The 23,235-nt window shown below is 57.1% G+C and carries 17 protein-coding genes and 3 pseudogenes; 14 read left to right on the forward strand and 6 right to left on the reverse strand.

What is annotated here, in order from left to right; genetic code table 11:
- Positions 1–19: 19 nt before the first annotated feature.
- The 3 genes and pseudogenes from ACA051_RS15095 to ACA051_RS15105 form a co-directional block, all read right to left on the reverse strand.
- Positions 20–745: pseudogene (locus tag ACA051_RS15095) on the reverse strand (PAS domain-containing protein); the annotation flags it as partial.
- Between the two features lie 769 nt (positions 746–1,514).
- Positions 1,515–1,925 carry a hydroxyisourate hydrolase gene (gene uraH / locus ACA051_RS15100; RefSeq protein WP_497370661.1) on the reverse strand — a complete coding sequence of 137 codons (411 nt, stop codon included), beginning with the start codon at positions 1,923–1,925 and terminating at the stop codon, positions 1,515–1,517.
- 10 nt (positions 1,926–1,935) lie between these two features.
- A complete protein-coding gene (locus ACA051_RS15105) occupies positions 1,936–2,439 on the reverse strand; it encodes a GlcG/HbpS family heme-binding protein (protein ID WP_497370663.1) in 504 nt (167 codons plus the stop codon).
- A 150-nt stretch (positions 2,440–2,589) separates the two neighbouring features.
- Here ACA051_RS15105 and ACA051_RS15110 point away from each other — a divergent pair, with 150 nt between their 5' ends.
- From ACA051_RS15110 to ACA051_RS15120, 3 genes and pseudogenes are all read left to right on the forward strand, one after another.
- Positions 2,590–3,261 carry a heavy metal response regulator transcription factor gene (locus tag ACA051_RS15110; protein WP_283184464.1) on the forward strand — a complete coding sequence of 224 codons (672 nt, stop codon included), beginning with the start codon at positions 2,590–2,592 and terminating at the stop codon, positions 3,259–3,261.
- The gene (locus ACA051_RS15115) at positions 3,258–4,628 is read left to right on the forward strand and encodes a heavy metal sensor histidine kinase (protein ID WP_497375569.1); all 1,371 of its coding nucleotides are present in this window, start codon (positions 3,258–3,260) and stop codon (positions 4,626–4,628) included. Before ACA051_RS15110 ends, ACA051_RS15115 begins: the two co-directional genes overlap by 4 nt.
- Positions 4,629–4,644: 16 nt before the next feature.
- A pseudogene (locus tag ACA051_RS15120) lies at positions 4,645–4,868 on the forward strand (IS66 family transposase); the annotation flags it as partial.
- A gap of 256 nt (positions 4,869–5,124) precedes the next feature.
- On the opposite strand, the gene ACA051_RS15125 reads toward ACA051_RS15120, so the two are convergent.
- Positions 5,125–6,039 carry a LysR family transcriptional regulator gene (locus ACA051_RS15125; RefSeq protein WP_461982098.1) on the reverse strand — a complete coding sequence of 305 codons (915 nt, stop codon included), beginning with the start codon at positions 6,037–6,039 and terminating at the stop codon, positions 5,125–5,127.
- 269 nt (positions 6,040–6,308) lie between these two features.
- Here ACA051_RS15125 and ACA051_RS15130 point away from each other — a divergent pair, with 269 nt between their 5' ends.
- The 4 genes from ACA051_RS15130 (at position 6,309) to pgm (ending at position 12,595) form a co-directional block, all read left to right on the forward strand.
- Positions 6,309–7,331, forward strand: a complete 1,023-nt coding sequence (locus ACA051_RS15130; protein ID WP_497310497.1) for a zinc-dependent alcohol dehydrogenase family protein — start codon at positions 6,309–6,311, stop codon at positions 7,329–7,331.
- 556 nt (positions 7,332–7,887) lie between these two features.
- Positions 7,888–9,360 (forward strand): hypothetical protein, encoded by a 1,473-nt coding sequence (locus tag ACA051_RS15135; protein ID WP_497375571.1) that lies wholly within the window; start codon positions 7,888–7,890, stop codon positions 9,358–9,360.
- A 67-nt stretch (positions 9,361–9,427) separates the two neighbouring features.
- Entirely contained in the window at positions 9,428–10,828 is a 1,401-nt protein-coding gene (locus ACA051_RS15140; protein WP_497310499.1) for an aminotransferase-like domain-containing protein, read from the forward strand.
- A gap of 120 nt (positions 10,829–10,948) precedes the next feature.
- Complete coding sequence (pgm, locus tag ACA051_RS15145; RefSeq protein WP_497370665.1) at positions 10,949–12,595, forward strand: phosphoglucomutase (alpha-D-glucose-1,6-bisphosphate-dependent); 1,647 nt, start codon at positions 10,949–10,951, stop codon at positions 12,593–12,595.
- Between the two features lie 186 nt (positions 12,596–12,781).
- Here pgm and ACA051_RS15150 read toward each other — a convergent pair whose 3' ends face one another.
- A complete protein-coding gene (locus ACA051_RS15150) occupies positions 12,782–13,477 on the reverse strand; it encodes a pirin family protein (protein ID WP_497370667.1) in 696 nt (231 codons plus the stop codon).
- Positions 13,478–13,756: 279 nt separating this feature from the next.
- Between ACA051_RS15150 and ACA051_RS15155 the strand changes: the two genes are divergently transcribed.
- Positions 13,757–16,231 carry a UvrD-helicase domain-containing protein gene (locus ACA051_RS15155; RefSeq protein ID WP_497370669.1) on the forward strand — a complete coding sequence of 825 codons (2,475 nt, stop codon included), beginning with the start codon at positions 13,757–13,759 and terminating at the stop codon, positions 16,229–16,231.
- Between the two features lie 57 nt (positions 16,232–16,288).
- Here the strand turns inward: ACA051_RS15155 and ACA051_RS15160 are convergent, their stop codons facing one another.
- On the reverse strand, positions 16,289–16,564 hold the full coding sequence (locus ACA051_RS15160; protein WP_219094110.1) for a DUF1652 domain-containing protein: 276 nt from the start codon (positions 16,562–16,564) through the stop codon (positions 16,289–16,291).
- A gap of 263 nt (positions 16,565–16,827) precedes the next feature.
- On the opposite strand from ACA051_RS15160, the gene ACA051_RS15165 reads away from it, so the two are divergent.
- From ACA051_RS15165 to ACA051_RS15190, 6 genes and pseudogenes are all read left to right on the forward strand, one after another.
- A complete protein-coding gene (locus ACA051_RS15165) occupies positions 16,828–17,643 on the forward strand; it encodes a helix-turn-helix domain-containing protein (protein WP_497310502.1) in 816 nt (271 codons plus the stop codon).
- Between the two features lie 50 nt (positions 17,644–17,693).
- The gene (locus ACA051_RS15170) at positions 17,694–19,100 is read left to right on the forward strand and encodes an NAD(P)/FAD-dependent oxidoreductase (RefSeq protein ID WP_497310503.1); all 1,407 of its coding nucleotides are present in this window, start codon (positions 17,694–17,696) and stop codon (positions 19,098–19,100) included.
- 43 nt (positions 19,101–19,143) lie between these two features.
- On the forward strand, positions 19,144–19,485 hold the full coding sequence (locus ACA051_RS15175; RefSeq protein ID WP_497310504.1) for a cupin domain-containing protein: 342 nt from the start codon (positions 19,144–19,146) through the stop codon (positions 19,483–19,485).
- Between the two features lie 67 nt (positions 19,486–19,552).
- A complete protein-coding gene (locus tag ACA051_RS15180; protein WP_497370671.1) occupies positions 19,553–20,638 on the forward strand; it encodes a polyamine ABC transporter substrate-binding protein in 1,086 nt (361 codons plus the stop codon).
- Between the two features lie 92 nt (positions 20,639–20,730).
- A pseudogene (locus ACA051_RS15185) lies at positions 20,731–21,178 on the forward strand (REP-associated tyrosine transposase).
- A 568-nt stretch (positions 21,179–21,746) separates the two neighbouring features.
- Positions 21,747–23,204 (forward strand): serralysin family metalloprotease, encoded by a 1,458-nt coding sequence (locus ACA051_RS15190; protein ID WP_403097716.1) that lies wholly within the window; start codon positions 21,747–21,749, stop codon positions 23,202–23,204.
- Positions 23,205–23,235: the final 31 nt, after the last annotated feature.

Raw genomic sequence — 23,235 nt, forward strand, 5'->3', positions numbered from 1 at the left:
TAACTACTTTGTAAAGGCTGCCGCTGGCGTCGAACACCGGATTGTAAGTCGCACGTAACCAGACGGTTTGTCCTTGGTTGTTGAGGCGCTTGAAGTTACCGGAGAAAAATTCGCCGTGATTCAGGCGCTCCCAGAACTGGCGATACTCGTTGGATTCACTTTCGCTACGCTCACAGAACAGACGATGGTGCTTGCCAACAATCTCATCGAGGCGGTACCCCATCACTGCAAGGAAGTTTTCGTTGGCGCTGATGACTTCACCCTGCCGGTTGAACTCAATGGTTGCCATGGAACGGTTAATCGCTTTGATTTGGCTCTCCTGCTCTTGTTCCTTCTGCACGCGGGCAGTTACATCAGTAGCAATCTTGACGACTTTGATCACCCGTCCAGAGGCGTCGCAAACAGGGTTGTAACTAGCCTCCAGCCAGATCTCACGCCCTTGTTTGTCCAGGCGCAGGAAGCGGTCGTTTATGAACTCACCATTACTCAGGCGTGACCAAAAACCTTGATACGCGACGCTGTTGGCGTATTTCGGCGTACAGAATAAGCGGTGATGCCGGGAGTGAATTTCCTCAAGGCGATAGCCCATTACTCTCAGGAAATTGTTATTGGCGCCGAGGATCGCGCCATCAGGTTGGAACTCAATCAGTGCCATGGAGCCACCTAATGCTGCGAGGGTGGCTTCGCAGTCAGCCAAGCGCTGCTGGCTGGCGGCCAGTTCTTTTTTGATTTGCGAGTTGAACATACGTACCTCAGTGGATATGGACTGCTTGGCCCTTTCATCAAGTTAAGGCAAAACCTATACAAAGATATGGTTTTGTACAAGATAATTTGAGGTTAAACACGAGGAATGCATGTTGATCGCGGGTATTGCGCTGATCGGGTAGGGGATTGAGCACCGGCAATTGACTATCGGTTTACGCAGCTGTCGCATAATCGGCAGAGCACTCGATATCCGACCGAAAGGGGCGCACGGATTGCGCCTCAAGTCATTTTAGTGGCCGAAGCACCTAAAGCTTGCGGCGCGCGAGCTCCATGTTGCGGGTTCCAGCCCATCACAACGGACGCCGACAAATAGAGCGGTTGGGGCTCATTAGCGCCTCTGCGCAGGACGTTGATTTATCGAGCGCAGAGCGGGCATTCATCGTCAAAGTAAAGCATCACCGCCTTCTGATCAGCCTTATGCGCATGACATTATCTTGTATAGGTTTGTATCAAGTACGCCGAGCAACAGACTGAGGATGGGTGCCATTCTTTCCGCCGTGAAATGGACCGCATGCCCTTTTCTCAGCATGGCCAACCAGGGCTTTTGATGAGTGGCCCACAATTCATGGTCAAGGATCAGAAAGGAGTTGTCGCCGGCATTACCCCCTAAAACGTGAACCAACTCTAAGGAGTCGGCCAGGTCATCGCTGAAGATTTTGATGCCGAAAAGTTAAGCGACAGTGCCGCCCTTTTGACTAGGGGCGGCTGTCTTCACCTTCGGGCGGTATCCATTTGGTATCGCTTAACGATCAATTTCCTCGGTATGTGGAGAAGCCGTAAGGGCTGAGAAGCAACGGGATGTGATAGTGAGGAACGGTACCGTCCACCTCAAAAATGACCGGTACCTCCGGAAAGAAGCTGGACGTTTTGTGCGCCTTGAACCACTCACCAGTCTTGAAGGTGACACGGTAGGTACCTTTCTCCAGACTCCGGCCTTCCGGATACAGCCCGGTGATACGACCTTGCTCGTTGGTTGCCGCGCTGTTGAGCATGCCCCAGTTTTTCCCATCCTGTTTTTCCAACGTGACGTTGACTCCAGGGGAGGGCAGGCCATCCTGCAAGTTAAGTACATGCACGCTCAATGGATTTGTTGCCGCTGATGCAAGGGCTGAAAGGGCACTCAATACAGCGCCAGCGAAGAAACTTTTCAATACAGTCATGGTGATGTCCTTAGTTTTTAACGGCAGGTAAAACTTTGTTGATGGCGACCTCCGCACAACGTTCATCGTGTACAGCGCCACCCGCACCGGCCACACCGATGGCGCCGATGACCTGGTCATCGAACTTCAATGGCACGCCTCCACCCAGCAGCAACAACTCATCAAGGGTGTTGAGGTTTTCAGCATCCGGAGTACTGCGCGCACGCTCCGCCAACTGCCGCGTCGAAGTCTTGGTCGACAGGGCGGTATAAGCTTTACGTTGTGCGGCTGACGTGTTGTGCGGGCCGACATTGTCATCGCGTTGCACAGCAACCAGATTGCCGCCACGGTCAACAACTGCGGCAACGGCTGAGCGGCCATCGGCGTGACAGGCCGTCAGCGCCGCCGTTAGCAAATCGTTGGCCATTGCGAGTGACACGTCCTTGCGTTGCGCAACCTGATCCGGGGCTGCAACGGCGAACGCAGAGCTCATTGCGAGCGTGATCAGCAATGAAGTCGATAGGCTTGTACGCATGGTGTTTCCTTGGTTGGTTGAGTCTTTCTGAGTCATTGCCAGACATCATGACCAGCCCGCCCCGTCAGAATGATTGCCCCCTGATTACCAATATGTAATGTGAGAAAACAGCGAAGCGGGCTAGCCTGTGCTCCAGTCCTGGAGGAAAAAATGCGTATCCTGGTGGTTGAAGATGAAACGAAAATGGCGGATTACCTGCGCAAAGCCCTGACTGAATCGGGCTATGCGGTAGAGATCGCCCTTGACGGGCTGGACGGCCAGCATTTGGCGCAGGAGAGTGAGTTCGATCTGATCATTCTGGATGTCATGCTGCCGGGGTTGGATGGCTGGCAATTGCTGCAAATCATCCGGCGTAAGTGGCAGACCCCAGTATTGTTTCTCACCGCACGTGATTCGGTTGATGATCGGGTCAAAGGGCTGGAGTTGGGGGCCGATGATTATCTGGTGAAACCCTTTTCCTATGCCGAGTTGTTGGCACGGGTACGCACTTTGCTGCGCCGCGGCCCGCCTCGCGAGGTTGAGCATTTTGTGGCTGGCGACCTGAGCCTGGACTTGTTACGACGCAAGGTAACGCGCAACGGAGAGCGCCTCACCCTGACCAACAAGGAGTTCGCCCTACTGCATCTGCTGCTTAGTCGTGAAGGGGAGGTGCTATCGCGTTCGCTGATTGCCTCCCAAATCTGGCAGATGAACTTCGACAGTGACACCAATGTGGTGGATGTCGCCATCCGTCGACTGCGGGCCAAGGTTGACGATCCATACTCACTTAAGTTGATACATACAGTGCGTGGTATCGGTTACATGCTTGAGGTGCAATCCTGAATCTGTTTCCGCACACCCTTAGCCTGCGCCTGGCGATCATGTTCGCATTGGTCAGCGCATTGCTACTGGGCTCGATTGGTTTTTATCTTTATCAGTCTTTACAGCGAGAGATTGCCTGGCGCGATGACCAGGCCTTACTGGGGCGACTGGAGCGAATGCAAGCATTGATCAGCGATAGCGACAGCATCGAGCAACTGCGAGGTCGGCCCAAGCTCTACGAAAACATGTTGGGCAATCGCGACAGTCTGCTATGGATTGTCGATGACACCGGCAAGGTGTTGATCGAAATCAACCCGGTGGGTATGACTTTTCCAAAGTTGCCAGCTGCGCCCCATGCTCGCCTCGTTGACGGTCACGCTTCCGCGTCAGTGCGGCTTGCCTGGCAGGATGTCATGCAGGGTGATCGCCGCTTGACCCTGATCGCTGGCAAGTTGTTGGGGGAGCGCGAGCAGATGATGGGGGTTTACCGACTCAAGCTTTGGCTGGCCATGTCACTCGGAGCGCTGTTGGCTTTCGTATTCGGCTGGTGGGTGAGTCAACGAGGCTTGCGCCCTGTGCGCCTGCTGGCCAAGCGCGCTGCCGGAATCGATGTGCAGCATCTGCATCTGCGGTTGGATGAGTTCAATGAACTGAATGAGCTCAAACTGCTCTGTGGTGCCCTCAACCAGATGCTTGCACGCCTTGAGGACGGATTCGCCCAGCTTTCACGCTTCTCGGAGGACCTCGCCCATGAGATGCGAACCCCGCTTGGCAACCTGATGGGGCATACCCAGCAAGCTTTGAGGCGCAGTCGCTCTATCGAGGACTATCAGAATTTGCTGGTTTCCAATCAGGAAGAGTATGAAAGGCTGGCGCGAATGATCGACAGCATGCTGTTTCTCGCTCGCACCGAGCAGCCAAACGCCTGCGCAAAATTCGAGCAAATCAACCTGCACGATCTCATTGAGCAACTATGTGAGTATTTCGAAGGAGTGGCGCAAGAGCGAGATGTGCAACTGATAAACCAGGCCCAGGATCAGTTGCTGGGGGATCCAGGTTTGATCCGTCGAGCATTGGCTAACTTGCTAGCCAATGCGCTGCGCTACGCAACTCCCGCGTCAGCAGTGACCGTCAGCAGCAAGATTTCGGGGGATAGGCTCGAAATCACGGTGCATAACCACGGCGAGCCGATTGCAGCAGAACATCTACCACGATTGTTTGAGCGCTTTTACCGGTGCGACCCATCACGTAATCAGCCCGACGACTCTGGGGGGCTGGGATTGGCCATTGTTCGTTCGATTATGCAAGTGCATGGCGGTTGTGTAACCGTTGATAGCACTGAAGCAGGTACGAGCTTTCACTTGGAGTTTCCCTTTGTAAATGCCTGAACTCGAACCGAAGATACTGCATGCCTGGATGATCGCCCAGCACCAGATCGTGCACGACGGCTCGGCGATCAGTAAAGCTCTGGATTACAGCCTCAAACGCTGTACGGCGCTGTCGCGCTATCTCGATGATGGCGCCGTACCCATTGACAATAATTGGGTAGAGACCAGATCCGACCTTGGGCGTTAGGGCGCAAGAACTGGCTCTTCGCAGGATCACTGCGCAGCGGAGAACGGGCAGCACTGCAGGTACCTCGCCATCGGTGTACTTGCCAGACTCGGTCAGCGACCTTGCGCGAGCGTCACTGAGTTTACCTCTAGCGCCGCTCTGTAGGTTCGCACTCATGGCAGGGGGCATCTTTTTTTTAATTACAACAAATGCCATGACTAGCCCCCAGATGCGGTGGAATAAAGCGGATCTTGACGGATGGCGATGGAAGGTTTCAGAGTCGACAAGGCCAAGTATTTCGCGGCTCTTATGGCCATTTAGCTAGTTTTATCAGAGGCTGTCCGGGTCCCCAAAGAACATCTGAATCCGCGACCGCAGCCAACGCTCACCCGGGTCATTATCCTGCGAACCACGCCACGCCATGTGCAATTCAAAGCTACGCACCGGCAGGGGCGGATCTTCAGCCCGCACACCGCCAGCCGCCGTCAACGCGTCAGCGGTGTAGTCCGGCACCGTCGCGACGATATCGGTCCCGCTGATGAGCGTGCTGAGCCCGTTGAACTGCGGCACCGCAAGCACTACATGGCGCTTGCGCCCGAGCTTTTCCAGTTCTTCATCTATAAAGCCGCTCAGGTCACCGGCAAACGACACCAGTGCATGGGGGCGGGCGCAGAAGTCATCCAGGCTCAATGGCCCCGGCACCGTATCGGCGCGCAACAACTTCGGCATGCTGCGGCGCAGTACTTTGCGCTTGGCGTTGGCTGGCAGGTCGGCGGTGTAACTGACGCCGATTGAAATCTCCCCCGAGGCCAACAGGCTCGGCATCAGGATGTAGTTGGCCCGACGCACCACCAATACGATCCCCGGCGACTCCGCACGCAAACGCTTGAGCAGCATCGGCAACAGCGCGAACTCGACATCGTCCGACAGGCCAATGCGGAACACCGCCGTACTGGTCGCTGGGTCGAACTCCGCCGCGCGGCTGACCGCGGTGGAAATCGAATCCAGGGCAGGAGAGAGCAGGGCGAAGATTTCCACCGCTCGGGCGGAAGGCTCCATGCTGCGCCCGGTACGCACGAACAACGGATCATCGAACAGCCCGCGCAGGCGCGAGAGCGCCGCACTGATCGCCGGCTGGCCGAGGAACAATTTCTCCGCAGCGCGGGTCACACTGCGTTCGTGCATCAGTGTTTCGAAAACGATCAACAGGTTCAGGTCGACACGACGCAGGTCATTACGATTCATCTGGAGTCCTGGCAGAGTCATCAAGCTTGACGAGAGCGGCCATATGAGAACAATGGCCGGCATGAATCTTACGGGGAAAGGCTGCTACTCTGCACCGAATAATTCAGTTTCCCTTGAACGGCTACTGCAGATTTTTACGACAACCGTTGATCCAATGGATGCTGCGGAATCAATGACAGGCATGTCGACTATTAATAGCCACTGATAGTCTTGGGTAGAAAGCCCAGATAGAGTTCAGGGCATTAGAGGTTTCTTTGACGAGGTTTGCGATGTCCCGCACGATTCGTTTTCACAAGTTTGGTCCAGCCGAGGTGCTCAAATGCGAAGAGCATGCGGCCGCTCTCCCTGCGCCGGGCGAAGTGCAGGTGCGCGTCGAGGCGATTGGCATCAGCTGGTACGATATTCTCTGGCGCCAGAACCTGGCCTCATCTCACGCTCGCCTGCCTTCTGGCCTTGGCCATGAAATGTCCGGCGTCGTCACGGCGGTCGGCGAGGGTGTCGATGACCTGGCAGTCGGTGACAAGGTCGCCAGCTTCCCGGCTGAAAGCCCCAACGACTATCCGGTCTACGGCGAGCAGATCGTTCTGCCTCGTTCGGCATTGACCCGCTATCCGGATGTGCTCAGCCCGATCGAAGCCAGCGTGCACTACACGCCGCTGTTGATCGCCTACTTCGCTTATGTCGATCTGGCGCGGGTCAAACCCGGGCAATTTGCCCTGGTGACCGACGCGAGCCACTGTGCCGGTCCGTCCTTTGTGCAACTGGGCAAGGCATTGGGTGTGCGGGTAATTGCCGCCACCAAGACCGCTGAAGAACGTGAATACCTGTTGTCGCTGGGTGCCGAAAAAGTCATCGTCACCGAGGAAGAAGATCTGCTCCTGCGGATCAACAAAATCACCGACAACCGCGGTGTCGACGTGGTGTTCGATGGCCTCGGCGGTCCGCAGATGTCACTGCTCGGCGATGTGCTTGCGCCTCGTGGCAGCCTGGTGCTGTACGGCCTGCAAGGCGGTAACCAGACGCCGTTCCCGGCCTGCGCAGCGTTTCAGAAGAACATTCAGTTCTTCGTTCACTGCATCGGCAACTTCACCGGCAAGCCGGAGTTGGGCATCATCCAGGACCAGGTCGCACTGCAACGTGCCTTGCGCGACATCAACCAGCTGACCGCTGACCGCGTGCTGCTGCCACTCAAGACTCGGGTCTTCCCGTTTTCCGAGTTTGTCGAGGCGCACCGCTACATGGACGAATGCCCGTGTCGCGAACGGGTTGCGCTCCAGGTCGAACCTGCGTAACACCGCTGAAAAAAGTCCGTGCTTGCACGGACTTTTGTATTTTCCCTCCGAAAAACCGAGCCCCCCCAATCTACGACGAGTCAGTTCAGCAACTGAACTGGTTTTTGCTCTCAATCTGTATCTTCTAATCACCCTGTAAGCCCCGATAATTGAATGATTACTTTCATCTCAAGGAATGAGCTATGGCTGGGTATTGGATAGATACTTTTCTGCGCGCTCCGGCAATACAAACTCAACAAATAACGTGTGATCGATCAATTGCCGAAAAATTAATGGCGACTTCTTTCTTTATTTTTCGTGCTACTTGTCTGTGGGACGCTGTCGGACATTTCCTAGGACCCCTCGCGCGGTCGCAGAGCGCTTGCGCAGCGGGGCTTTGCTGCAATCGCGAACGGATGGGATTACAAGTAAGCTCGATTCATTTCAAATAATTACTCAAAACTAAGTGTTAGCATTTGATATCAAGCGCAACACTTTAATCATGTCAGGCAGCCGTTTGTGCAATGCATACAGTTGTTTGCGTGACATCGAACCTATGCGTAACAGGTAAGCAATGATGACCCATACCCATGAACAGGCAATGAACTATGTTTATCAGCAAGTATTGCAGCGATTGCTGAGTTTTTTTTCGCGCGCCGAGCGCACGGCATTGCAGTTGATGATTCAGCGTCTGGTGGTCGCCGCAGGTGGCATGGACCGTATCGGCGAATACAAGGTATTGGCGATCCAGTCCGGGACCCGCGACAGTTGCTACACGCTTGCATTGCTGCGCGCCGCACAATTGAGCATCGCCGGCCGGGCACCTGCGACGTTTCAGCTGCGAGTCGCGACCTTGCGCGCGAACGGCGCAAGCTCGACGACTCTTGAAAACATCCATCGCAGTTGCAGTGCGTTGTTTCTCTACGACGATCCTCGGGTCGAAGTGGTGATGGTCGATAACCGGGAAGTCCTGCCATTCAACCACCTGGTGCCGGTTTCCGATGCAGGCCGCGAGTCGAATCGTCTCAATCTGTTGATGGTTGGTCACCGGCGAACCTGGAACGGACCGCTCCATCTGTGGGATGACGGGTACCTGGCAGCGGGCGAGTTTTATGGGCAAGTCTGCCGTTGGGACCGAGGTGTCGATGCGTTTGTCAGCAGCGATACGCCTCGTCAGCAAAAGCAGTTCATGGATGGATTGACCCGAGCGGCGCAAAAGGCCGGTCTCAAGGCATCGATTTGCCCTGAATCCGGTTACGAGGAGCTGTTCGCACGACTGGATGAACTGGGCAGTGATTGCTACCGCGAGTTTTATCCTGAACATGGCCAGGCCGAGTGGCGGCCGGCCGAATCATTTGAGGCGTGTCGGCGCACGACCTTCATCGATATTCACGACATGCTGGTCAGTAATCTGGAAGATCGCTGGCCACTGCTCACCGATTTCCTCGGGTTTCAGCCTGACGAACTGGCCGCACAGCTTAGCGATAATGAATGTGTCAGCCTTTCGATTTCCGCGCACGTTCGGGGACTGGAGGCCTGTTTTGTTCACGGCCGTACCTATGAAGCGGGCGTTGCTGAATACGTGCAGCAGGCTTTGGTCATGATGCGTCGCAAACAACTTCCCGAGCGCTTTTGCGAGCAGGCAATGGAGACGTTCGGCCACCCGACGGCAATGTCCGACCAGCGTGAATTGGCGGCGGCCGAGGCCCAGAAAAGCCTCGGCTTGAGCGAGGCTCAACTGGTGTGCTTGCTGTTCGCGCCCTTTGTCGAGAATGGAGCCTCGCTTGAGCGTTTTCTACGTCAATGTCATCCCGGCATGCTCGTCGCGTTACCCGATCTGCACCGGGCGATGCAGGGCAAGCCGGCGCCCGAGCAGGTGCTGCAATGGATGGTCGACGTCAGCGGGTTGCCCGTCAACTTGACCGGCACGCTTTACCGGATGGGGCCGGTGGCGAGGGGCGAGGGGCCGGAAGTCGGTGATGCGAATGAGCAGGCGCTGGACCTCGACGCGGGCAACGCCGCAGACGGCGAACGGTCAACGGGTCGTTGAAAATGCTCGGGGTCACCGCGTTCATCCACCCACCCCACAGGGCGCGTGGCGTGTTCGGTCATTGCCCATGAAAGGACCACGCGAAACCGACTTCGCCTATCAGGCGGTTTACCGTTACCTGACTAACCTCATCAACGAACCCGTCAGCGACACTCGAGTCCGCCTCCCTTCATTAAGGCAATTGGCGGACCGTTTGAGCGTATCGATTTCGACTATTCAATACGCCTATTCGTTGCTGGAAAAGGAAGGGCGGGTGTATTCGGTCGCCAAATCCGGCTATTACGCGCTGCCCGTGTCGTCCATTCGTCCTCTCAGCAGCGGCAATGACCTGCTCGAGACGGTTTATGTAAACGCCAGGCGGCCGGGGATGCTGGTGTTGAGCGCGGATGAACCGGCGTTGCTGCAGCCCCTCGACAGCCCGTTATTGCTGCTTGAAAGGGAATTGCTGCGTCAGTATCCGCGTCAACCGCAAACGACTTCACAACCGTGCGGTGAACTGGAACTGCGCGCCGCCCTGGCCGCACGTTATACCTCGTCCCCGGCACGCTGCTGGCACGCCGATGATGTCTACATCGGCGCCGATTTGCGCGGCGTCCTGGAGATACTGATCGCCGTGCTGTGTCTCAAGGATGCCACGGTCATCGTTGAATCGCCTTGCGACTGGACGATTCTGCGCTTGCTCCAGGACGCTGACGTCCAGGTCATCGAATTGCCTTTGCAGGCCAATGGCTGCCTGGACCTTGAGCAACTAAAGCAACTGCTGGAGACCGAGCCGGTGCGGCTGGTGATGCTTTCCTCCGGGCTCAACATGCCGCGCGGCAGCGTCGCCTCCCACAGCAACAAGCAGTCAATCGCTGAGCTATTGGAGCGTCATGGCAGTTGGGTCTTGGAAAATGATTGTTATGGCGAACTCGAATTCGAGCCCGACGGCCTGCGGTTTCGCGATCTGCTGAACCCGGATCGGCTGATCGTTTTCTCCACCTTCGAAAAATCCATCGGGCCGGAAGCGCCTTATGGTTATCTGCTCTCGCGGCAATTGAGCATCGAACTGCAGCGGCATTTCCTGTTGCGGTCATTCCGGTTGTCACCTATTCGCCAGAAAGCCATCGCACGGCTATACGGCAATGGGCGAATCGATCAGCATTTGCTGGTGTTGCGGCGCCTGCTCAAGGATCGCAAGGTGCACATGACCCAGTTGTTGCAGGAGCGACTGGGGGATGCCTTGCACTTCGTCGAGCCCTTGGGCGGTGCGACGATCTGGGTGCAGTCGTTGCGTCAGGTTGATGTACGTCGGGTGTTCCAACGACTGCTCAGACACCAGGTGGTCATCGCGCCAGGGGAACTGTTCAGTCTCCAGGGGCTGCACGCGCAACACTTGCGCCTGAGCCATACCTTCGGTGGCGACCACGACCTCGCGGCCGCAATGGGTTTGCTGGGCGATGCCTTGCGCCTGGAATCGATTGATTGAGCAGGGGCGGGGCTTTGGCGATTGATAACATTTCGCTCGGGATCGTTAACGTCGCGCTGCGGTCAAACTGCCAGTAAACTGCGTTCCTATTCCTGAACCACTCTATTTCAGAGGTTTTGCATGACACTCAGTCCTTTTGCGGGCAAACCGGCACCGGCAGAATTGTTGGTCGACATCCCGCGACTGGTAACGGCCTATTACACCGGCCAGCCTGATGCCGCCATCTCTACCCAACGCGTAGCCTTCGGCACGTCCGGACACCGAGGCAGCTCGTTCGACCTGAGTTTCAACGAATGGCACGTTCTGGCGATCAGTCAGGCGATCTGCCTGTACCGCGAAGCCCAGGGCATCGATGGTCCGCTGTTTGTCGGCATCGACACCCACGCACTGTCCACCCCGGCCGGCGCCAGCGCCCTGGAAGTGCTGGCCGCGAACGGCGTCACCGTGATGATCGCCGAGGGTGATGAATACACGCCGACCCCGGCGATTTCTCACGCGATTCTTTGCTACAACCGCGGCCGTACTTCGGGACTTGCGGACGGTATCGTCATTACCCCGTCGCACAATCCGCCGCAAAGCGGTGGCTACAAATACAACCCCACCAACGGTGGACCGGCCGATACCCACATCACCAAGTGGATCGAAGCCAAGGCCAATGAGCTGCTGGGCAACAAGCTGGCCGGAGTCAAACGCATCAGCTACGAGCAGGCGCTGAAGGCCAGCACGACCCATCGTCATGATTACCTCAACACCTACGTCGCTGACCTGATCAACGTAATCGACTTCGACGCCATCCGTGATGCCAAGCTGCGTCTGGGTGTCGATCCGCTGGGCGGAGCAGGGGTGCGCTACTGGTCGGCGATTGCCGAGCACTACCGTCTGGACCTGGAAGTGGTGAACAAACAGGTCGATCCGACGTTCCGCTTCATGACGGTCGACTGGGACGGGCAAATCCGCATGGACCCATCGTCGAGCTATGCCATGCAAGGCCTGATCGGCCTGAAAGAGCGCTTTGACGTAGCGTTTGCCTGCGACCCGGATCACGATCGCCATGGCATCGTGACCCCGTCCGGTGGTCTGCTGGCACCGAACAGCTACCTCGCCGTCTCTATCGACTACCTGTTCCAGAACCGTCCGCAGTGGCGCGCCGACGCTGCTGTGGGTAAAACCGTGGTCAGCAGCGGCTTGATCGATCGCGTGGCGAAGCGCCTGGGTCGTCGCCTGTACGAAGTGCCGGTCGGTTTCAAATGGTTTGCTGACGGTCTGTTCGACGGGTCACTGGGCTTTGGCGGCGAAGAAAGCGCCGGCGCCTCTTTCCTGCGCAAGGACGGCGGTGTCTGGTGCACCGACAAGGACGGCTTGATTCCGGCATTGCTGGCGGCAGAAATGACCGCTCGCACCGGTCGCGACCCGAGCCAGGCCTACCGTGCGTTGACCGACGAGCTCGGCGAACCGTTCTCGGTGCGCGTCGACGCCAAAGCCAACCCTGAACAGAAAGCTTTGTTGAGCAAGCTGTCACCGGATCAGGTCACCTCGACCCAGCTGGCGGGCGAAGCGATCCAGAGCATCCTCAGTCACGCGCCGGGCAACGACCAGGCCATCGGTGGTTTGAAAGTCATGACCGAGAACGGCTGGTTCGCGGCACGGCCTTCGGGGACTGAAGACATTTACAAGATCTACGCTGAGAGCTTTGTGAGTGATGAGCACCTCAAGCAGTTGGTTGCAGAAGCTCAGACCCTGGTGGATGGCGCTATTTCCGCGAAGTAATTGAGGGAACCTTCGCGGGCAAGCCTCGCTCCTACAAGGGCGGAGTCGATCACATGATTGTGGGCGATATCTATCCTGTAGGAGCGAGGCTTGCCCGCGAAGACGCCAGCACGGCCACTCAAGATTCAGATGTAAAAAGGGGCGACCATCAACGGTCGCCCCTTTTTTTGCCCTGCATTTACCCGATCAAGCCAGATCCACCAACACGATTTCACTGTCCTCGATCGCGGTAACCCGCAAAACCTGCTCATCCGCTACGGCAACACCGTCTCGAGCTTGTGCAAGCAAGCCATTGACTTCAATGACCCCGGTAGCCGGAACCAGGTAGGCCCGACGGCCGCTGTCCAGGCGATATTCGGCGGACTCACCGGCCTTCAGGTTGGCGGCCACCAGCCGCGCATCGGCACGGATTCGCAGGCTTTGATCATCACCCGCCTTGCCGCTGGCCAAAGTCACGAAGCCTTCACGTTGGCCTTTCGGGAAAGGCTTGGCGCCCCAAGAGGGGGCCAGACCGGATTCGTTCGGGATGATCCAGATCTGAAAGATCTTGGTTTCGCCCGCTTCCAGGTTGTATTCGCTGTGAGCGATCCCGGTGCCAGCGCTCATGACCTGAACGTCGCCCGCTTCGGTACGACCCTTGTTGCCAAGGTTGTCTTCGTGGGTAATTGCACCTTCACGAACGTAGGTGATGATTTCCATGTCCCGGTGCGGGTGTTTTGGAAATCCGGTGCCCGAGGCGATCACGTCGTCGTTCCATACCCGCAGGTTGCCCCAATTCATGCGTTTCGGGTCGTGGTACTCGGCGAACGAAAAGTGGTGATGCGCATCCAACCAGCCATGGTGGGCGCCGCCCAGGGAGTTGAAAGGTCTGAGTTCAAGCATGATCGTCTCCTGAAAAGGTTCGTCATGGGGCAGAGCGCCGAGCCACGAAACGAGAACCGGTGGTTGATGGCGGGCATCATCTATCAGGCACCAATCGATAAAAAGCGTAAAAAATGCCTCAATATGATCGATTAAGTTGATATCAAATAACCTCGAAATATTCTCACCCAGCCTTCACTTCATCGTATAAGCCAATGACCTGTAAGCATTTCACTAGAACTCAACGGCAAATACGGACACCATAGCCCTCAACAGCCTCACACCCTGGAGTCAGTCCGCGTGCCGCAACACACCCCCGATCTTCCTCCCGAACTTCGTCCCCTGGCCGAGATGCCACTGCTCAAGCGTCTGGCCGCCCGGTTCTTTGGTCATGGCCTTACGCGCCTGCGTGCGCAGCACCGTGCGTCGTGGCTGCACGGGCAAGCCGACGGTTTTCGCAGCGGCCACAGCGCCGGGGTGGATTACGGCTATAAGGAAGGGAAAGCCGAGGGGTTGGAAGAAGGCCGGCAGGTTCTTTTGATCCGTGACTCGCGCTCGACCGAGCACCGACCGCCTAATGTCGACGACAACTTGTTCGACGATTGGCGCCTGCCCTTGAGCGCCGAGCTGAAGAAGCGCATCAAGGCCGATGTCGCCCGACTGCTGCCACCTCACGCCCAACCAAGCGCCGCCCAGTGGAAGATGATTTTCAGCGAAACGCCTTCGACGTCGGTAATCGCCGGGGCCGGCGCGGGCAAGTCGACGACGCTGGTATTGCGTATCCTGCTGCTGACTCATTACCTGGGGTTCGAGTTGAGCTCTATGACCGTGGTGACCTTCACCCGCGAGTCGCGCAAAGACTTCATTAATAAGCTGATCGAACTCTTTGCATTGTGGGGCCGGGCGCTGAGCCTTAAAGAGGCGCGGGATCTGGTGCGTACCTTCCACTCGCGGATCCTGCCCATGGTTCGCAGCCTGCCGGGCTTCGAGCGTCTGCAAGCGTTCGAAAACCTCAGCAATCGCGCGCAAAACAGCGATGAGGAAGTCGACAGCAATCCCTTCGACCTGCGCATCAACGACGCCCAGCGGCAGCAACTCAATGCCTGTTTTCACAGCCTGCACACCCGTGATGAGCGTTTTCGCGAGCTGATCAAGCCGTTGTCCCATCACGCCTTGCAGCTCAAGGAGCTTGAGCGCGATCACCCCGATGTGCAGAAACGCATGGCGGTGACCGAGTTGGCAGCCAAGCGTGACGAGGAGCTCTGCGACACGATTGAAGACCTGTGGTTTCGCGCTGGCGCCTGGCCAATCAAAGGTATCGAGCCCAATCGGCACGCATTCGACATCAATGGTGCGACCTTCCATTGTCACGGCTACATCCCGACGCTGGATGCCTGGGTAGTGCTCGGATTTGACCCCCGGGAAAATCCACAAGTCAGCCGTCCGAATGCCAAGTTAACGGTTCGCGCGGAATGGGCGGTGAAGCGAACCCTGTTTCAAGCTTTCTGTCGTAAACCATTGATATGGCTGGATAGTTACGAATCTTCAAAGCGCATATTGGCTTCCCTTGCAGGCGATGCCAGCGCCGGGCCAGGCTTCGATTACAAGGTCAAAGGGGAGCTGGGATCGGCCCCCTTGCTGGACTGTTTTGTGGCTGCCGCCGGGTTTATCGAAAACCTGGGCCTGGATGTTCCGAATGCCGTTGGCCAGATGAGTTTCGCCAAGGATGACCCGGACCGTTACTTCTTCGAGGCTCTGAGCCTGTTCTGGCGCGCCCTGGAAGATCATTTGCTTGATCAAAAGCCACCGGTGATGACCTACAACCGGATGTTTGCCTTGTTCAGCGAGCATTCCCCGGAAAACCTGAAGCTGCTCAGCGATGAGCTGCTAAGGCCTTTGTCGCATCTGATGATCGACGAATTTCAGGACGTATCGCCGCAGATTGTCTCCTGGATCCGTGCCAGCCTCGCCGAGATCCGCAGTCGCGGCCCGGCGATGCATGTGGGGCGAGGCGCGCAACGTTCGTCCTTGCTCTGCGTCGGCGATGACTGGCAGTCCATTTATGGCTGGCGCGGCAGTTCTCCGACGTATTTCATGGAGTTCAACAAGGAATTTCCGTCACCGAGCACGACGAAAGTGATGCTCAGCGACAACTACCGCAGTCATCAGCACATCATTGATGCGGCCGAGCATATCGTCCGCGCAGCGCCGTCGATTGCAGGAAAGAAGGCCAAGGCTAGCGGTGAACCCAAGGCGCTGTTGCCGGTGAACATCATGGATCGCGACGATCAGGGCATGGCTCAACGCCTGATCCAGCATTACCGACAAGGTGACTCCATCTTGATGCTTTATCGAAAAAGCAGCGATAAGTTATTGATTGAACAGCATATTCAGTCTGTAGTTAATGTGGATTCTAGCTTGCCGTATGAAGCTCGGCGCATCAAACAGCTGACGTATCACAGCGCCAAGGGTTTGCAGGCCGACGCAGTGTTCTTGCTCGGTGATTGCCAGCACCTGACCAGTTCTCCTTACAAGAACCAGGTCTATCGAATAGCGGGACTTGGCAAGGCGGGCGACAATGAGCCTTACGACAACGCACAGAAAGACGAAATCCTGCGACTGGCTTACGTCGGCATTACTCGGGCGGTGAGTCATTGCTACTGGTATGTCGATGGGCAGGACACTCAGGCGGCGAATATGCCCAAGGCGTCTGACCGAATTGGCAAGGACAAGCCGTTCTTTTCTGATCACCGTCAAGGTCAGACACCGGCCTGAACCCGAGCCCACAAAAAAAGCCCACATAATGTGGGCTTTTTGTTGGGTGGTTGACCTTCAGGCATAGCTCTTGAGGGCCACGGGAGGAATGAAACACTCAAGTTCGTCTTCCACTGCTTCGATTATTCGTTCTACGTCCGCGGCATTCATCACGGTTGCGCAAGGAATGCCTGCAATGGCGATCATGGTCTCGCCACTGGCGCGGTCAAACAGACGGGCAATCATGCTGCCCGGTGCATCCATGCTCGCCTCGAATCCCATGGGATGAAAATGCCAGCGCATCAGCTGGCAGGCGTTTGGAAACGTAACTTTGCTGAAAGACCCTTTATTCATGTGTTGCCCGCCTTCTTCATCGAGCGCTTCCTTTAGCTCATGTTAGGAGGGAAGAGCCTTCAATGGCTCAACCGGTGACTGCCTTTAAAAGTAGCATCCAGATGTGAAAACCATGTGATTTTTTTCAGTCCGTTTGGCGATTGCTACCGTTTTTTTGATGTGGATCACGTGCCGGGCCTTGCGTGGCGTTACGGCGATTCGGTCTGGTCATTGAAGCCGTGGCCGAACTTCGGCAAGCTCGGTTTTTTTTCGTCGAGTCCTTTATGCACGCCGATGATGATGGCCCGCTGCAAACCCAGGTCACGGGCGAGACGGTCATGCGCTACCACTTGTGCTGGAAACACCGGGATCTGGACGGTGTCATGGCGCTTTATCACCCGGATATTCAGTACAACGACTTTTTTCAGAACCGGATCATGGGCCTGGATGAGTTGCGCGAGTACGTGCGCGGCAGCATGCCGCGTAACCCGGATGAAGCGCTGGAGCATTCCGATCGCATACGGCTGGACGGCAACACCGCGTTCATCCAGTACCAGATGACCTTGCGCGGCGGCGAAGGGCTGGTGTCGTTTCGTTCCAGTGAAGCAATAACGGTGCGCGACGGGTTGATCTGGCGGGTCAACGAATACGCGTCCCTGGTGCGCGAACAACCGCAAAGCAACACCGCTGCGAACTTGCGCCCGGCCGCCAGCCGGCTCGGGCTTTCACCGCGCCAGTTGAGTTTCATGGCTGACGACCTGCAACAATATTTCCAGCGCCAGCAGCCTTATCTGGACCCCGAGCTCGACCTGCAACGGGTCGCGCAGGAGTGCGGGTACAGCCGTAATCAGATTTCCTATCTGCTGAATCAAGTGTTGGGTCAGAGCTTCTATCGCTACGTCAACCAGGCGCGGCTGCAGCATTTGCTCGCAGCGCTGGACGCCACCATGCCACCGTTGCGCATTGATGAGCTGGCGTTTGCTGCCGGCTTCAACTCGTTGTCGGCGTTCTACAGTTGTTTCCGTCAGCACACAGGGCTGTCGCCCAAGGCTTACGTCAAACAAATTTCTTTGCGTGCACGCGCGCACGACAGTCCCTGAGCCTACGCACTAGGATCGACGCCATCGAAGTTTGAGTGGCGGAGTCTGGCATGTCGGCGTGGCGCACTATCAGTTTGTGGATGGATCAACTCGACGAGCCCCTGTTGGCGCGTCCTGCGCTTGAACACGATCTGGACGTCGACGTGGCCATCATCGGCGCGGGGTATACCGGGCTGTGGACCGCGTATTACCTCAAACGTCTGGCGCCAGGCCTGGACATTGCCATCATCGAAGCGCAAACCGCCGGTTTTGGTGCGTCGGGCAGAAACGGCGGCTGGCTGATGGGTAACTTGCTGGGCGAGGACCGTCTGTTGGCCGGTTTGCCGCCGGACCAGCGTCGCGCCTCTTTCGATCTGCTGCACAGCATCCCTGATGAAGTCGAGATTATCATCGAACGTGAGGGTATCGACTGCGATTATCGCAAAGGCGGGGTGCTGTACTGCGCCGCGCGCTATCCCGAGCAGGAAGCGAGCCTGCGGGGCTACCTCGACAAGCTTTACCGCCAGGGTCTGACCGAAAGCGATTATCGCTGGCTCAGCCCCGAACAGCTGGCGCAACAGATCAGAGTTGCGAAGCCTTATGGCGGTATCTATGCACCGCACGTTGCGACCATTCACCCGGCAAAGTTGGTGCGAGGTCTGGCAGAAACGGTCGAACGCATGGGTGTCAAAATCTACGAAAACAGCGCAGTCACGCATTGGCAGTCGGGGAGTTTGCGCACGGCCAAGGCTCAGGTCCGCAGCCGCTGGATCGTGCCGGCGGTAGAAGGTTATTCGGTCACGTTGCCACCACTTGGCCGCTATCAGTTACCGGTGCAAAGCCTGATTGTCGCCACCGAACCACTGTCTGCCGCGACCTGGGACGAAATCGGTCTGAGCCGCGGCCAGGCGTTCAGCGAAAGCAGTCGACAGGTCACCTACGGCCAGCGCACGGCTGACAACCGCCTGGTCTTCGGCGCCCGGGGCGGCTATCAGTTTGCCGGCAAATTGCGCCATGACTTTGACCTGACCACCAGCGAAGTGGAGTTGCGGCGCTACCTGTTCGGCGAACTCTTCCCGCAACTCAAGAACGTGCAGATTACCCACGCGTGGGGCGGCAACCTGGGCATGTCCCGGCACTTCAAACCGCACATGCTCTGCGATCACGCCAGCGGCATTGCCTTGTCCGGCGGTTATGGCGGCGAGGGCGTCGGCGCCAGCAACCTGGGCGGCCGAACCCTGGCGGATCTGATTCTTGAGCGCGATACCGAACTGGTTCACCAGCCATGGGTCATGCCCCAAGGCGGTCTGGACACGCTCCGGACCTGGGAGCCGGAGCCCTGCCGCTGGCTGGGTTACAACGCGATCATCCGCAGCTTTGTCCACGAAGACCAGACCCTGGCCAACCCGGCTACGGCTCCCTGGCGCCGCAAACTGGCGAGCAAGGTGGCGGGGTTCATGGAAGGTTTCATGCAGTAAACGGCGCGTTCTTCATCTTTAGGTTCAATCGACAGGTACTCCTATGGGCATTACGCAATTCAAGAACACCGCAACACTGGAACTGGAAGCGTCGAACCCCGTCGCCGTGCCGTTGGGAGCGCCGGTGGCGATGGCTTCGACCACCAGCGTCGAACGCGACGACGGCGTCGAAACCGGCGTCTGGGAATGCACGCCCGGCCGCTGGCGCAGGCAGATCGTTGCGCAGGAATTCTGTCACTTCATACAGGGGCGCTGCACTTTTACCCCAGACGACGGTGAAACCCTCTACATCGAAGCCGGCGATGCACTGATGTTGCCGGCCAACAGCCTCGGCATCTGGGACATCCAGGAAACCGTGCGCAAGACCTACGTTTTGATTTTTTGATTTTGATCTTTTGATTACCTGCCAGCCCTCCAATAAAAAGCACAACAGCTCATACAGGAATCGACTCATGATCCGAAAGACACTGACCCTAGTACCCCTTGCGCTCGTCGCTTCGCTCAGCCACGCCGCCGAGACCGTCAAGATCTATAACTGGTCGGACTACATCGCTCCGGATACCACGAAAAACTTCCAGAAAGAAACCGGCATCGCCTTCAGCTACGACGTCTACGACAGCAACGAAACTCTGGACGGCAAGCTGATGACCGGCAAATCCGGGTACGACGTGGTATTCCCGTCCAACCACTTCATGGCACGGCAGATTCAGGGCGGTGCGCTGAAAAAGCTCGACAAGAGCCAGCTACCGAACTGGAAAAACCTCAACCCGGTATTGCTCACGGCGTTGCAGAACAACGACCCGGGCAACGAGCACGGTTTCCCATACCTGTGGGGCAGCACCGGCATCGGCTACAACATCGCCAAGGTCAAGGCCGTGCTGGGCGACAACGCGCCCGTGGATTCCTGGGACCTGATCTTCAAGCCAGAGAACATGGCCAAGCTGCAAAAGTGCGGCGTCGCCATCCTCGACAACGGCCCCGAACTGCTGCCAGCCGCGCTGAACTACCTGGGGCTACCGCACCACAGCAAGAACCCGGAAGACTACAAAAAAGCTGAAGCGCTGCTGATGAAAGTCCGGCCCTACGTCAGCTATTTCCACTCATCCAAATACACCAGCGACCTGGCCAACGGTGACATCTGCGTGGCCGTCGGCTTCTCCGGCGACATCCTCCAAGCCGAAAATCGCGCCAAAGAAGCCAAGAATGGCGTCGACATCGGCTATGCCATTCCCAAGGAAGGTGCTGCCATCTGGTTCGACATGGTCGCCATGCCCGCCGACGCCCCGGACGAAAAAGCCGGCTACGCACTCATGAACTACCTGCTGCGCCCGGACGTCATGGCCAGCATCAGTAACTACGTGCACTACGCGAACGGCAACCAACAAGCTGACAGCCTGATCGACCCGGCCATCAGGAACGACACCAAGGTTTATCCGAGCCCGGAAATGATGGGCAAGCTGTTCGCGCTGGAAGCGATGCCGCTGAACATTGACCGGATTCGGACGCGGGTGTGGAACAAGATTCGGACGGGGAGTTGAGGGTTCATGTTTTGTAGATATTGCGGCGGGTCGGGGTTGATGGCGACGCTGTAGATTCCGAGCCTTCTTTCAATGGATCTGGAGGCAATGGAATGCCTGTTTGTTCAAATGCGGGCCTGCTACGTACCGGTCGTTTCACTGAGTCAGGACGTATTTATCTGCTAACGGCTGTCGTTGACCAACGGCAGCCGTTTTTTGCTGATTGGCGGTTGGGTAGGTTGGTTGCGTGAGGCCCAAGGAGACGGCAGGGCCGATTTTTTAACGTGGGTTGTGATGCCGGATCATATGCACTGCCTGGTGCAGATGCACGACAAGACACTGGCGGAGCTGATGTGCCGAATAAAATCTCGGAGCAGTTTGGCGGTCAATCAGGCATTGGGGCGGCGAGGGCGGTTATGGCAAAAGGGGTATCATGATCGCGCTGTACGGCGGGAGGAGAACGTGAAAGATCTTGCTCGGTATGTCGTCGCCAATCCGATACGCGCGGGGCTAGTGACGCGGGTTCATGATTATCCGCTGTGGGATGCGTGTTGGTTATGAGTGCCTGACGACTGCTTCGCAGCCGAACGCAGCCTCGCGCTGCTCGGCAGCTGCTACAGGTTTTGCGTGCACGAAACCTTGTAGGTGGTGGCGCGATATCTGACGACTGCCTCGCAGCCTCGGCAGCTGCTACACGATCCGTATACACCGCAATCTTTGTAGCCGCTGCCGAGCAGCGCGAGGCTGCGTTCGGCTGCGAAGCAGTCGCCAAAATGTCATATTCAATATAACTCCGCCTGATATCAATTCACTGGCACTCATATTGATAAGTCCGAAAAAGTGAGACGCCTTCGGCAAAAAACAACTTACCCATATTTAATATTTAAATATGAAATTGTCAGACAATTAGTCCGAAATCCTCAACTTCAAACTATATTTCGACAGCGCAGGCATTGTTTCCGGGTACTTGCCGGGGCAGAACAATTTGACGTCAAAAAAAATGTAGACGTTTGATTTCGAATTGTGTCAGTTTTCTTTCGCCTTCATTGGGCGAGTGATAGGACGATCTCGCCAGAGATTGTCGCTATCTGACAAAAACTGTTCCATTGCTAAACAAGGAAGTGTGTTTATGTCGAAAGTTAAAAACAACGCTATTGATCTTGCCGAACAGGCCTTTTCGCCATTGCAAGCATTGGCTGCGCCCAGTTCCGCGTACAACCAGATCGACAGCTTCAGCCATCAGTATGACCGGGGTGGCAATCTCACGGTCAATGGCAAACCTTCCTACTCCGTCGACGAGGCAGCGACCCAATTGCTGCGCGACGGCGCTGCCTACCAGGACAAGGACGGCAGCGGCAAAATCGAACTGACCTACACGTTCCTGACCTCGGCGTCGTCGAGCACCATGAACAAGCACGGGATTACCGGCTTCAGTCAGTTCAGCGCTCAACAGAAAGCCCAGGCCGTGCTCGCCATGCAATCCTGGGCCGACGTGGCTAAAGTCACTTTTACAGAGAAAGCCACGGGCGGCGATGGTCACATGACCTTCGGCAACTACAGCGGCGGCCAGGACGGCGCAGCGGCATTCGCCTACCTGCCTGGCACCGGTGCGGGTTATGACGGTACTTCCTGGTACCTGACCAACAGCAGCTACACACCCAACAAGACGCCGGACCTGAACAACTACGGTCGTCAAACCCTGACCCACGAAATCGGTCACTCCCTGGGCCTGGCTCACCCCGGCGACTACAACGCCGGTGAAGGTGCGCCGACCTACAACGACGCGACCTACGCGGAAGACACCCGCGGTTACAGCCTCATGAGCTACTGGAGTGAAAGCAACACCGACCAGAACTTCAGCAAGGGCGGCGTCGAAGCCTATGCGTCCGGTCCGCTGCTGGACGATATTGCCGCCATCCAGAAGCTCTACGGTGCCAACACTACCACCCGCACCGGTGACACCACCTACGGTTTCAACTCCAATGCCGGTCGCGATTTCCTGAGCGCGTCCTCGTCGTCTGACAAGGTCGTGTTTTCGGTGTGGGATGCGGGCGGCAAAGACACGCTGGACTTCTCTGGTTTTACCCAGAACCAGAAGATCAACCTCAATGAGGCCTCGTTCTCCGACGTTGGCGGCATGGTTGGCAACGTGTCCATTGCCAAAGGTGCAACCATCGAGAACGCGATTGGCGGTTCGGGTAACGACCTGCTGATCGGTAATGGCGTGTCCAACGAGCTGAAGGGCGGTGCCGGCAACGACATCCTCTTCGGCGCGGGCGGTGCGGACAAACTGTGGGGCGGTACCGGTTCGGACACTTTTGTGTTCGCGGCCAGCAGCGACTCCAAGCCGGGTGTAGCTGATCAGATCCTCGATTTTGTCAGTGGTCTGGACAAGATTGACCTGACCGGCATCACCAAAGGCGCGGGCCTGCACTTCGTGAGTTCGTTCACGGGTGCGGCAGGCGATGCCGTGTTGACCTCTTCGGGCGGTAACAGCCAATTGGCGGTGGACTTCTCCGGGCATGGCGTGGCCGATTTCCTGGTCAGCACTGTTGGCCAGGCGGCGTTCTCGGACATCGCTGCGTGATGTAACGCAATAAGGAGGGTGGTGCCGATGC

The sequence above is a fragment of the Pseudomonas sp. LBUM1669 genome (assembly GCF_059695705.1).

Coding starts and splice junctions, on each gene's coding strand:
- pgm (WP_497370665.1), top strand. CDS start 10,949: ATGACACTCAGTCCTTTTGCGGGCAAACCGGCACCGGCAGAATTGTTG.
- ACA051_RS15165 (WP_497310502.1), top strand. CDS start 16,828: ATGCACGCCGATGATGATGGCCCGCTGCAAACCCAGGTCACGGGCGAG.
- ACA051_RS15170 (WP_497310503.1), top strand. CDS start 17,694: ATGTCGGCGTGGCGCACTATCAGTTTGTGGATGGATCAACTCGACGAG.
- ACA051_RS15160 (WP_219094110.1), bottom strand. CDS start 16,564: ATGAATAAAGGGTCTTTCAGCAAAGTTACGTTTCCAAACGCCTGCCAG.
- ACA051_RS15135 (WP_497375571.1), top strand. CDS start 7,888: ATGACCCATACCCATGAACAGGCAATGAACTATGTTTATCAGCAAGTA.
- ACA051_RS15140 (WP_497310499.1), top strand. CDS start 9,428: ATGAAAGGACCACGCGAAACCGACTTCGCCTATCAGGCGGTTTACCGT.
- ACA051_RS15150 (WP_497370667.1), bottom strand. CDS start 13,477: ATGCTTGAACTCAGACCTTTCAACTCCCTGGGCGGCGCCCACCATGGC.
- ACA051_RS15180 (WP_497370671.1), top strand. CDS start 19,553: ATGATCCGAAAGACACTGACCCTAGTACCCCTTGCGCTCGTCGCTTCG.
- ACA051_RS15110 (WP_283184464.1), top strand. CDS start 2,590: ATGCGTATCCTGGTGGTTGAAGATGAAACGAAAATGGCGGATTACCTG.
- ACA051_RS15175 (WP_497310504.1), top strand. CDS start 19,144: ATGGGCATTACGCAATTCAAGAACACCGCAACACTGGAACTGGAAGCG.
- ACA051_RS15190 (WP_403097716.1), top strand. CDS start 21,747: ATGTCGAAAGTTAAAAACAACGCTATTGATCTTGCCGAACAGGCCTTT.
- uraH (WP_497370661.1), bottom strand. CDS start 1,925: ATGACTGTATTGAAAAGTTTCTTCGCTGGCGCTGTATTGAGTGCCCTT.
- ACA051_RS15105 (WP_497370663.1), bottom strand. CDS start 2,439: ATGCGTACAAGCCTATCGACTTCATTGCTGATCACGCTCGCAATGAGC.
- ACA051_RS15130 (WP_497310497.1), top strand. CDS start 6,309: ATGTCCCGCACGATTCGTTTTCACAAGTTTGGTCCAGCCGAGGTGCTC.
- ACA051_RS15125 (WP_461982098.1), bottom strand. CDS start 6,039: ATGAATCGTAATGACCTGCGTCGTGTCGACCTGAACCTGTTGATCGTT.